General features: G+C 66.9%; 12 protein-coding genes and 1 pseudogene. 7 read left to right on the top strand and 6 right to left on the bottom strand.

Translation table 11 applies throughout. The annotated features are described in order from the left end of the window. Positions 1-472: 472 nt before the first annotated feature. Positions 473-925, bottom strand: a complete 453-nt coding sequence (locus tag ACIP5W_RS35545; protein WP_401482189.1) for a DUF6188 family protein — start codon at positions 923-925, stop codon at positions 473-475. A 173-nt stretch (positions 926-1098) separates the two neighbouring features. Further along, a complete protein-coding gene (locus ACIP5W_RS35540) occupies positions 1099-1548 on the bottom strand; it encodes an SMI1/KNR4 family protein (protein ID WP_401482187.1) in 450 nt (149 codons plus the stop codon). A 96-nt stretch (positions 1549-1644) separates the two neighbouring features. On the opposite strand from ACIP5W_RS35540, the gene ACIP5W_RS35535 reads away from it, so the two are divergent. Then, entirely contained in the window at positions 1645-1830 is a 186-nt protein-coding gene (locus ACIP5W_RS35535) for a hypothetical protein (protein ID WP_356611105.1), read from the top strand. Between the two features lie 104 nt (positions 1831-1934). Here ACIP5W_RS35535 and ACIP5W_RS35530 read toward each other — a convergent pair whose 3' ends face one another. Then, positions 1935-2261, bottom strand: coding sequence for a hypothetical protein (locus tag ACIP5W_RS35530; RefSeq protein ID WP_401482185.1), 327 nt, complete (start codon positions 2259-2261; stop codon positions 1935-1937). 81 nt (positions 2262-2342) lie between these two features. Here ACIP5W_RS35530 and ACIP5W_RS35525 point away from each other — a divergent pair, with 81 nt between their 5' ends. Further along, positions 2343-3290, top strand: a complete 948-nt coding sequence (locus ACIP5W_RS35525) for a hypothetical protein (protein WP_401482183.1) — start codon at positions 2343-2345, stop codon at positions 3288-3290. Positions 3291-3296: 6 nt separating this feature from the next. On the opposite strand, the gene ACIP5W_RS35520 is transcribed toward ACIP5W_RS35525, so the two are convergent. Then, positions 3297-4046 carry a transposase family protein gene (locus ACIP5W_RS35520; RefSeq protein ID WP_307054357.1) on the bottom strand — a complete coding sequence of 250 codons (750 nt, stop codon included), beginning with the start codon at positions 4044-4046 and terminating at the stop codon, positions 3297-3299. A gap of 95 nt (positions 4047-4141) precedes the next feature. Here ACIP5W_RS35520 and ACIP5W_RS35515 point away from each other — a divergent pair, with 95 nt between their 5' ends. The 5 genes and pseudogenes from ACIP5W_RS35515 to ACIP5W_RS35495 all read left to right on the top strand — a co-directional run. Beyond that, positions 4142-5242, top strand: a complete 1101-nt coding sequence (locus tag ACIP5W_RS35515; protein ID WP_401482181.1) for an RHS repeat domain-containing protein — start codon at positions 4142-4144, stop codon at positions 5240-5242. A gap of 85 nt (positions 5243-5327) precedes the next feature. Beyond that, positions 5328-5756 carry a hypothetical protein gene (locus ACIP5W_RS35510; RefSeq protein WP_401482179.1) on the top strand — a complete coding sequence of 143 codons (429 nt, stop codon included), beginning with the start codon at positions 5328-5330 and terminating at the stop codon, positions 5754-5756. Between the two features lie 245 nt (positions 5757-6001). Beyond that, positions 6002-6268, top strand: a complete 267-nt coding sequence (locus tag ACIP5W_RS35505) for a YrhB domain-containing protein (protein ID WP_401482177.1) — start codon at positions 6002-6004, stop codon at positions 6266-6268. Between the two features lie 222 nt (positions 6269-6490). After that, entirely contained in the window at positions 6491-7150 is a 660-nt protein-coding gene (locus tag ACIP5W_RS35500; RefSeq protein WP_401482175.1) for a hypothetical protein, read from the top strand. A 124-nt stretch (positions 7151-7274) separates the two neighbouring features. Next, a pseudogene (locus tag ACIP5W_RS35495) lies at positions 7275-7774 on the top strand (transposase); the annotation flags it as partial. A 523-nt stretch (positions 7775-8297) separates the two neighbouring features. Here ACIP5W_RS35495 and ACIP5W_RS35490 read toward each other — a convergent pair. Then, positions 8298-8435: a hypothetical protein gene (locus tag ACIP5W_RS35490; RefSeq protein WP_401482190.1), complete on the bottom strand. Its 138-nt coding sequence runs from the start codon at positions 8433-8435 to the stop codon at positions 8298-8300. Positions 8436-8640: 205 nt separating this feature from the next. Next, complete coding sequence (locus ACIP5W_RS35485; RefSeq protein WP_401482173.1) at positions 8641-10248, bottom strand: ISL3 family transposase; 1608 nt, start codon at positions 10246-10248, stop codon at positions 8641-8643. Positions 10249-11051 lie beyond the last annotated feature (803 nt).

Genomic DNA, 11051 nt, shown 5'->3' with positions numbered 1-11051 from the left:
GCACTGCGTCCGCTCCCGTCCGAACCGGGACGTCCCCTCCAAGGACGGGCCAGCACGGCACTCCGGACGAAACGCGATCACGCAACGGCCCCTGCCTACGCCAGGTCGTGGACTTGTATCGAGATCTTCTCGCGAGTGGGACGTGGCAGCCCGAGTGGATTCCGTTCGCCCGGCAGTCCGACGCCTCCTATGGGTATTATCTCGACACCGGCGCGAGCTCGACACAGGCTCCGGTTATGTACTTCGCGGAGGAAGCTCCTCCGAAGCTCGCCTTCTCCTCCCTTGCCGACTTCCTCGAATCCACAGCCGAAGCACTGGAGAGCGAGGCAGGGATCCGTGCTCTGGGTAACCAGGTCTCGTACCGGCCGACCACAGACGCAGGGGTATTGCGCTGGAAGCGTGAGGGAACTTCCTCTTACAGCGGCTAACAGAATGCGCCCCGCTGTCCCGTCGCACTCCAGCTGACAGATTCTCAATGCTCTACAGACCGACCTTGCGGATTCTCATTCGCCGCGGAGGCGGACCAGACGCCAAGGTCGCCTCCCGGCAGGGACACGAACCGCCATCCTCCAGGCCCTGTGATCTGCCACGCCTCGAACGCCGCATCGGTTGGACACGTCAGATGCGTGCCATCCTCGAACACCATCCGAAGCGTGCCGGATTTGAAGGCGACCGCAGAGACGACCTTCGTCCCGAAGAGCGGCAGGGCTGCGGCCACGTCCTGAGTCTCCGGCACCAGTAGCACGCCGGGATTGGTGTGGGCTGATCCGGATGAGAGCCGAGCAGGCGTTTCGAGTACGACTTCCCAACCTTCGTCGAGGGCCAGGGTGAGGCGGTAGTCGACAGTAACGCCAGCAACGCCCCGCCCTCGGAGATTCAAGATCCACCGGTCATCGTGTTCGACCGGCTCTGCTTCGGTGCTCATCACCCCACCATGGTGCATGGCCCAACCGAGAGCGACAGACGAACATTAGGGATTCCGCCGAAGCACGTCTGTTGAGAATCCGGCGAGGTGTGTTCTCGATCCACTTGGCGAACCAGCAGCTCAGGCCGAGATCCAGAGACAGCTCCGATGCGACGGGACACCCGCAGGCTGACCTAGAGAGATCCCGGCTCGCCGTCGGCGACGAACTGCGTCAGGGATTGCTCCAGCAGTTCCAGAAACTGCCGCAGGTCGTCGGCTACCTTGTCGAGTTCCGGTTCGTCCAGTGATGCCGTCCGCGTTCGATGAACCGACCCGTCAGGGCCCGCGAAGTAGGACAGGCCGCCGCCGTTCGAGCCGATGGCCACCTTCTGGTCCGCGCCGGCATCGACAGCGCCGTTCTCCTGGAGTCGCAGAAGGACGTCGCTTGCCGGGTCGAGGAAGTAGCCGTTGCCGACGTCCGCCCAGGTGACGTCGCCGATGCTGTCGTAGAAAGTGGCCAGGTCAGCCGGGGTGAGGCCCGCTTGGGCAAGCGCACGAGCTGCGGTTTGATCGTCGCGGCTGGCCGGTCGGACCTCGTTGGTGCCGGGGGGAAAGCCGTGCCGACGCTCGAACTCGCCTGTCATTGCCGCGAGGGCCCCGGAGACTCTGTCTGTCCACGAGGCCAGCCAGGCGGGTGAAAGCGAACGATCACTGAGCGTTTTCAGCGTTGCCTCTCCAGGGTGAGGGCGGCTCTGGCGAAGGGATCAGGACACTTCCCCGAGCCTCTGCGCTGGATCGCCTCGCTGCGCACCGCCCTTGCCGAAGACAGCTCGACCGCCAACCCGGAAGCCCACCGCACGCAGCTGATCGGAGTCCGCGACCGGCTCACCGTGTGGATGCAAGACCGTCCCGCGGACTACCGCTGAGCACTGGCCACACGGACCTGTAGCAAGGCGGTTGTGCGTGTCAGCCTGTCGACCGGCCGGGGGCGGTGTCGGACCATCCACCCCCGAGCCACCGGCGTTCTGTGTCAGCGGTGTTCGACGGCGATGCCGGTGAACAGGACGGTCGCCGACCCGGCCAGGAGCAGATGTACAGCTGCGGCGATCCACAGCCGCAGCCCCAGCAACCCGCTCCCGGCCACCGCCATCACGCAGCCGCTGTTCCAGGCGGCGCGGCGGGCGGCACGGGCCGTACGCGGCCCTGGAGAGCCGAAGTCGTCACCGGCGAACAGCACGCGCCAGCCCAGCCAGAAGACGAGCGAGGCCGTCGCCGCGCCGAGAACAAGCGCCACGACGCCGTCGACCCACACCGAAGGAGAGCCCATGCCCTCCAGGCTGCCGTCGCTGAGACACATACGCCTGAGTACGCCTACTCAGGTGCTGGCGTCCCAGCCAACTTACGATCAGGCCCGAATCGACGGCCGGGGGAGGATGCGATGGGTGCTGCGGTGACCGAACTGCCTGCTGGGCAGGCGAGGCGGGCGGTATGTGCCGCCGCGGCCGGTGTCGTCGCGGTGGCCGCTGCTGGGCTGTCGATGCGGCTGGTGGTCAATTCCAGCGCCTGCCGCAGCGCGCCCGGCTTCGGCTGTCTCGGCTACGCCCTGTGGTGGTCCTACCTGCTGCCGGTCCTGGTCTTCGGTCTCACCTGGCTGGTCTTGCGCCTTTTTGCGGTCCGGCCGGCCTGGCTGACCGCACTGCTGGGCACCGGCATTGGCTGGTATCTGCTGTGGTGCCTGGATTCACTGCGGTGGCTGCCGAATGGCACCCTCCTCCTCCAGGCGGCCCTGTGCGCGGGAGCGTACGCTCTCGCGGCTTGGTGCACTCAGCCCCGCCGGCCCCTGTGGCCGCGAGCCGCCGCCGCCCTCGCCCTGGCCCTGCTGATGCCGCTTGACTCCTTCGCCTCCACGCAGCTGGCCCACCACAAGCAGAGCACCGAACTCACCCATGCGGGCGTGCCGTTGCTGGGGCCCAACGTGCCCGACGGCTACCACCTGGAGGGCGTCGGCACCAGCGGAACGGCGCACAGCAGCCAGCCCACCTTCTTCTACCGGATCGCCCCGGACGACGCCGGCCAGCACGCCGAATCCATGGAGGAACTCCACCGAGTCATCCAGGTCGTGGTGGGCCCCCGCCAGCCGAACTTCACACCACCCTCGCACTGCGCGGCGCTCACCAGCGTCTACCCGGTGCCCGCACCCGCCTGCACCCCCGTCGCGCCCGGGGTGTGGCAGTGGTCGAGGTACGAGTTCGTTCAGTACTTCACCCGGGTCGGTGATGCGGTCGCCGTGGTCGAGGCGCGCACCCCACCGGTCAGCAGTGCGGTGCTGCGCAACATCGCCTCCAGCATGCGGGTGCGGCCGCCCGCGTACTTCACCGAGCAGTGAGCGTTTTCAGCGTTGTCTCTCCAGGGTGAGGACGGCAGCGGCGATGGCGGTCATGCGGTTGGGGCTGCAGCGTGACCGGCGGAAGATGCGCCAGGACTTGAGCCGCGCGACGCTTCGTTCGACCGGTGCCCGTGCCGCTGACAGGGCCCGGTTGATCGTCCGCTGGGTCGGGCTGAGGTCCTGGTGCGGAAGTCGTCTGATCGGCGTGGTCACCCAGGGGCCGGCGCCGATGTAGGCGCGGTCGGCGAGGACGGGCACTCCTTGGCGTTCGCAGATCCGGATGATGCGGTGGGTGCGGGCCGCGGTCAGGTCATGGGTGCGGCCGGGCAGCGCAGGCGAGATCCACAGCAAGTTGCCCGCGGGATCGGCGACGACCTGCACGTTCACGCCGTGGCGGCGGTGCTTCTGCGAGAAATCGGCCCGGCTGTCGCCGACCCGGTCGCACTCGGCGAGCGTGCCGTCGAGCAGGACGTGCTCGGGATCGGTCTCCCGCAGGACTCGCAGCAGGCCGGGAGCCCGGCGGGCGAGGTGGCCGACGACGGCGGTGACGTAGGCGTGGGCGGTGCCGACGGATATGCCGAAGCCCGCGGCGATCTGCGTGAGCGGGTCGTGCCGACGCAGGTAGATCAAGGCGACGAGAGCACGCTGGTGCGGTGGGAGCTTGCAGCGGCGGTCACCCTCACGGGTGACGACGAGCATGGTTACCCACTCGACCAAGGCGTGCGGCAGGTCGAGTGAGGCAGGATGGGGAACCAACGAGGCTCCTGCGCTGCTGAGTTGAGACGTCGAACACCTCTCTCAACGGCACAGGAGCCTCGTGCGTTGCGGGCCGCTGGCCGGTCACCCGATCAGTGGCCACTCTGAAAGAGCTCAGTAAGCGGTACACCACGCCCTTCGGCACCAGCCGCGGCAGCACCGTCGGCACCTGGCCGGACGACAAGGGCTTCCTCGGCAAGAGCGCCGACAGTTCCACCGGTCTCACCCAGGTCGACGCCCGCGAGTACGACACCTCCACGGGTCAGTTCCTCAGCGTCGACCCGCTGCTGATGCCGGACCAGCACCAGTCGCTTAATGGCTACGGTTACGCCAACAACAACCCGACGACCGTCGCCGACCCGTCCGGACTCGGCGTGCCCGAGTGCCACACCGGTGAGATCTCCTGCACCGGCGGCATCCCGGACACCGAGGCCGAGCGCAAGGCCAAGGGCAGGAAGCCGAAGAAGAGCAGTGCCGCCGGCACCTCGTACGTCTACAAGGACGGCCGCTCCGGCAGCGCCTCGCCGGGCGCGCCGCGGTATTCGCGCAGCATCGAGGAGATCCTGTTCACCAACCACGAGATCGCGGCCATGCTCCGCAAGGAACGGGTGAACCAGATCCTGGACGGGAAGTGGGACCTCTCCAACCCCATCGACGAGATGGTCGAGGAGATGAACGAGGACATGTGCCGCCGCGGCGCGCGGGACGGCTGCGGCGCGTTCAACCTCGGTGACGACCTGCGGGACGCACTGACGGGCGGAATGGACCGCGACGAAGCCGAGGAGATCATGGAGCGGATCGACGAGTCCTGGAAACGCAAGAACACCAAGAAGGGCGCCAGCGAATTCGGCTTCGACAAGCCCGACGAATTCCAGCTGGCCTTGACACTGGCGATCATGGGCCACGAAGTGATGTCCCGGAACGACGACCAGCTCCCGCCGCACGCGGGTGATGCCTGGGTCGACGACAAGCGGGCCGACTTCAAGTCGATGACGAGCCATCGCAGTGACGGACTTAAAAAGCACCTACAGAAGGCGGACCGAGACCAGCAGGTGGACGTCGCCTACGTGGACCTGCGGCCCGGCGGAATGAGCGAGGACACTGCCAGGGACGGCCTCCGACAGTTTTCCCACAAGGGGTACCTGCAACGGGTTGTAATAATCGGTAGGGACTTCGTGATCGAAGAGGACTTCTAGACCCGTCCTCCGAAAGGGGAGCCGCTGCCCGCCTCGAAGGGCTGCGGCTCCCCCACCGTCCATGGCAACCTGAAGAAAGATTTCGATGACAGATTTCGCACAGTACGACGGATACAAGAAGGACTTCGACTTCTATGTCGGTCCTGTGCAGCCGGACGATTTCCGGAGCGAGGAATTCGGCAGCCGCTTGTGGGCAGACGTCTCCCGTATCCTGGGAACACCGTTCGACGGTGCAACGATCACACCCGACGACCACGACGGATACAAATACTGGTTCGCCAACGATGACCTGAGCGCTTCCCTCTACTCCGGCCCGCTCGAGCCAGGCCCGGGACCTCTAGACCAGGTGCCCGCGATGCTCACCGTGATCTCACGGTCCGAGGACGTCGCAAGCTCGGAGCTGGCGGAACGGCTCTACGCCGGGCTGACCGGATCCGGCGGCTACCTCGTGGTGGTGTTCGCGGACGACGGGATGCCGATCGCTGCCAACTACGACATCGGCGATGGCTGGTGAACCCGGCCGCCCGGCGTACCGCCCGCCACCGTGGCCGGCCCTGGGTCAGTGCCGCGCCCACCGGCCCCGATCGCCACGCCGACCGGGGCCGATCAGGTCAGCAGTCTCGCCGCGGAAGAAGTCGTGGACACTGCTTTGGCCTAAACTCCTTTCGCCTTGTAAGGAGACGCGGTGTTCCTGGACGGCCGGTCGGGGCACGCCGGTCTCTCACCGTGGCGGAAATTCTCCCTCCTGAGGACGGACCGATGCTGGACAGGGAAGAGGCGGCCAGGTCGGCGCAGAAGTTCCTGGACGAGAAAGTCAGTCATGCGGACATGACCTTTGCACTCGCCGAAGGAGAGCACGCCCAGGTAGGAAGCACCTTCTACTTCGGCTGTCAGTCGGTCGCCTACCTCCGCAGCGGAGATTTCAGGGACATGGCTGTCGGCACGGGCTACGTGTGCGTCGATGGAGCGACAGGGCGGTGTCGGATGCTGGGAGCGACCGAGTCCGCCCGGCTCGCCCTCTTCTGACCGGCCGGTCACGCCCCGTGGTGTGACATCGTGGGGAACGGGCCGGTGGCACACGGCAAAGGTACGACGCACGCCACCGGCCCGTAACATCGTTCAGCCACGAGTCACCGACCGAGAGACATACCGCGAACACCGATCCGGACACACGACACTTCTCGACGGACAGTCCGAGCAGGCTGGACCAGGCGTCTGTCGGAGCTATGGATTCCTCAGGACCGACCGATGATCAGTCTCGAACGAGCGGCGGAACTGGCCCGGCAGCACGTGGCCGAGGATCCGCTCAACTCCCAGGTGGAACTGGTGCCCGTCGAGGGTGCCGTAACCGTGGTCGGCGAGGCCGTCTACTTCGGCTTTCAGAACCGGGGCTATCTGGAGACCGGGGACCCGTCCCGGATGACCATCGGCATCGGCCCCGTCCGCGTCGATCTGGCGACGGGCGAATGCAGAATGCTCGGCTCTGTCGAGGCCGGGGAGATGGACCTGTTCGACGAGGATGAGCTCGCCCTGCCGGGGCCGGGCGGTTGGCGGCTCGTTCCGCCCGAACTGCGGGACGCCTGGCGGGCAGCGTTCGACGCGGAACCGGCCGCTCCCGACCTTTCGGCACCCTGTCCGCGCTGCGGCGCGACCGATCTCCACCGCTGGTACCGGGTGGACAGTCCGCTGGACGAGACGTTCGACGGGGTCCACGCCGTCGCCTACGGATGGCGAACCGAGTGGTGCGCCTCATGCCACCTCTGCCACGAGGACGGCGACAGCTTCGTACCGGACCACTGGCAATCTCCGTACGACGTGCCCGAGGCGTACGAGATGAAGTTCGCCCCGCGTTACATCGAGGCCGCCCGCCAGAGGAAACTCACAACCGAACCGACTCGGAACGACTGAGACCGACGACGGTGCCGTGCTTCCCGCCACGTGAACAACGGGGAGGCGCGGCCCGTCGATCGGACTTTCTGGTAATGCTCCGCCACCTTGGGTGATCTTTCCTGGTGGTGGGTGTCTTTCGGTTATGAGGTCGGGGGAGGTGGAACGGCTCCGGGGTGAGTTGGCGGAGTTCGTTGCCGATGTGTTCGCCTCGCTGCCGCGGCGGGATCAGCGGCGGTGGGCGGGTGTTGTCCGCGGGGTCTGGTGCCGGACGGCTGGCGCAAGTCGGTCCAGCCGATGGCCGAGCGGCTGCCGGACGGGAACATGCAGGCCCTGCAGCAGTTCGTGAGCCAGTCGCCGTGGGATCCGCTGCCGGTGGGGCGGCGGATCGCCGAGCGGCCGGCCGAGGTGATCACGCCCGAGGTGTGGGTGGTGGACGGCGTGTCGTTCCCCGAGCGCGGCACCGCGTCGGTCGGGTTGGCCCGGTAGTACTGCGGGGCGGTTGGCGAACGGGCGAGCTGCCAGGTCGCGGTCAGCGCCCATGCCGCCACCGACACCGCGTCCTGCCCGCTGGACCGGCAGTTGTATCTGCCACGTGAGTGGGCGGACGCGCCGGAAGTCTGCGGCCTCACAGCCGAGGTCGGTACCGGCCGGTTCACCGAGGTGACCTGGAGGCAGGGCAGTAGAGGCGCGATGACCTCACGGTTCGCGGTCCCGGCCGTCCGTCCTGCGGGCAAGCAGTCCCTGGCCGCGGCCCAGCGGACGTCTGCGACGGCGAGAGCGGCGTTCGCACGGGACAGCTCCCGCCGTACCCAAGCGGTATCAGCCTCGGACAGATCCCGGTCGACGAAGCGCATCACTCCGTACCACAGGATCTTCGCGAACAGGCTCACCGCTGCACCGACGGCGCCAAGCGCTGGGCTGCCCAAGGACAGGCCATGCCGGAGGATCGCGCCCATCGTTGCGGCCAGCAGCCCAGCCGAGGCGCTTGGAGAAGCCCGCACTGCTGCGAAACAGCAACTGCAGCCCCTTACTGCGCGAGAGCGCTACTTTCAGTGACGATCGCTGGTGGGCGCCATCAGGGCAGCCGTCGGCCAGGGCGGGTGCTTCCTCGTTCCCCGGCCAGTACGAGAATTTCCTGTGCTGGTTCGGTGCTGACCTGGAAGGGTCAACAATGGAAAAGCCGCAGGTCGCAGCCCTGGTCGGATGAGTTGTCGTACCACTCGATGGTGGTGCCGATGAGGGACGCGGCGACGATGCGCTTGAGGTTGTTCGGGGCTGGTGGAGCGGCTGCGGGCGACGACATCGGCACCACTTCCTGGGGTGTGACGGGGACGTTTGTGTATCGCCACACCGTAGGAATCCGCAGGTCAGGCGCACATGTGGTGGGGCAACATAGTTCGAGGGTTCGCTATGCGTGCGGCCTGTCGGCGGTCTCTGAACCTGGGTTCTGGATCACTTTCCGTGCCAGAGCCCACGGAGGGTCACCACAACCACGATCATGAACGGCCTCACGCTGCGAGGAGGACCCGCTTGCGGAGCAGGTCGAAGTTGGCGCGGCCGAACATCTGCCGCTTCAGCATCTTGATCTTGTTGTTGTGGCCCTCGACCGCTCCAGAGCTGTAGGGCAGGCTGAGCCCGGCGACGACAGCATCGAAATCCTGGCCGAGGCCGGTGACAAAGCCATGCAGGGCGGGCAAGTCGTCAGCCTGCACGCGCTCTGTCCACTGACTGAGGTCCCGGCCCCGGCGGTCGTTCATCAACTCGGCGAAGAGACGAACGTGTTCGGCGGTCATGCCGAGGGCGGGGCAGCGGGCGAGAATCTGCTTGAGCTGCTGGGTCTGGTCCTCGGTGAGGCGGTCGGGGTGACGGGTGATCCAGCTGGTCACGTCCCGCACGGACGGCGCTTTGCGGGGCGGATCGTCGTGCGGGAAGGCTTCGCGGAGCCGCTGCACGTACTTCTTCACGACGCTCTCGCCACCGGGATAGCCGCGCTCGCGAACTTCCTCGAACAGGCGGCGGGCGACGGTGCAGCCCTCCGCCCACCGCTGATGCAGGTAGGGCCTGTAGGGATCGAGGATGCTGGTCCTGCCGGTCCACCGTCCGACGAGGAGCTCGTCCGCGGTGGCCGCATTCGCGAGTCGGCGAACGGTGTTGCGGGCCAGGCCCAGCCGGCGGGCGATCGGCCGCAGCCCGAGCCCCTCATCCAGGAGGGCATGGACGGCCGAGTGCTGCTCCCGCACCCGATCGGACAGACGGCCTGACTGTCGTGGCTCATCCAGGGAACGCGGCATAAGAGCCGGATTCTCAAAGGGCTCAGCGCGGACCGGGGGAGTTTCCTCCGGCTCGCGCAGCAGGGCGCGGTGCTGGATGACCGTCTTCTCGACGGCTTCCACCAGGTTTTTCCAGATGTGCCACCGGTCCGCGACATGGATCGCATCCGGGGCGCCGAGCCGTCCGGCCTCGGCGTAAGCGGTCGACCGGTCACGGCATATCACCTCGACGCCGGGATGGTCGGTGAGCCAGGCAGCCACCGTCGCCGTGGCCCGGTCGGGCAACAGGTCAACCGGACGGCGCGTGTCGATGTCCACCAGGATCGTGCCGTAGTTGTGTCCCTTGCGCAGGGCGAACTCGTCCACTCCGAGCACCCGTGGTGTGTGCACTTCCGGCTCCGGAAGGCGGCGTATCAGCCGCAGGAGCGTCGACCGGCTCGCCCGGACCGCGAGCGTGTCCGCCAGGCGGGCGCCGGCCCGGCCCGCCAGCATCACCGCCACCTTTTGCAGCACCGTCTGCAGCCCGGCGCTTCGTCTCCCGTGCCGGAAGGTCAGCCCGTCGACCTGCTCGGCGAACGTGGCCTGCCGGCAGGCGCGGTCGCGGCAGCGGAACCGCCGGACCTGTAACTCGATCACCACGTGACGACCGCCGACTGCGGTGTCGGCGAGGCGGCGTACGTATCGGCTGTGCACTCGGCCCGACGTCGTCGAGCAAGCAGGACACGCAGCCCGCTCCGCCGACGCGCGGGCCCGCACGATCACCAACTCGCCGTCGACCACTGCACTTTCGAGCACAACGCCTTCGACCCGGTGGAACCACAGGTCCTGGAGGAACACATCATCCACGGCCGTTCATGATCGCGGTTGTGGTGACCCTCCGTGGGCTCTGGCACGGAAAGTGATCCAGAACCACGGTTCAAGGAACGGCGACACGGCCACCATGCCGGCTCGTGGAAAGGCGTCTCAGGGGATCGGTGGTGGTCGAAACGAGTGCCGTCCGGGACGCGTATTTCAGGGTGATTTGACGGTGCGGTGCTGACTCCCGTGCTGGTTTGGTGCTGACTATGCTCCGTTGAACTCGGGCATCTGGGATTGATCGACTCGGAGTCGTTGCGTGGCAGGTGACCGGACTGAGAGACCGAGTCCGGCTTTGCCCCTCAGCCGCCGTCGGCACGGGCAAGGCGCTGTGTCTGGGCGCGGTGCATGTTGGTCCCAGGAGGTTCTTCGTCTGCTGGTGGTACACGCTCACCATCGCCTCTGCTGAAGTAGTGGGCGTGATGTCGTCATCTTGAGTCCGGGGGCGGCAAGGCATCCGTCGATGACGTAGCTGCGGTACTGGAGCTCACGAAGGTGACGCCGCAAGGCGCGGATCAAGTGGTCGGGATCGGTGAATGCGGTGTTGCAGTGGGCCGAGAGGTGGATCATCATGGTCACTTGTCCCGGAAGAGACCAGCGAGCGCTGCGACCTGCCACGATGAGCGGCCGATGGCCGCTGACCTGCGCGAATGACCTTTCGGTTCTTTCACGCTCGTGCCGGTTGACGGGGCTGAAAGTCCTAGTAGGACTCCGTTACGTCTGCCTGTCGGTCCTGTCTGGGGGAACGCTGAAGGTGTGGATGCACATGAAGTAAACCGTGCTCGGGTGAAGTT

This window comes from Streptomyces sp. NPDC088766, assembly GCF_044750845.1.
Taxonomy (GTDB): domain Bacteria; phylum Actinomycetota; class Actinomycetes; order Streptomycetales; family Streptomycetaceae; genus Streptomyces.
Note: the sequence above shows the minus strand (reverse complement) of the source record. Positions and strands in the feature narration are given on the sequence as shown.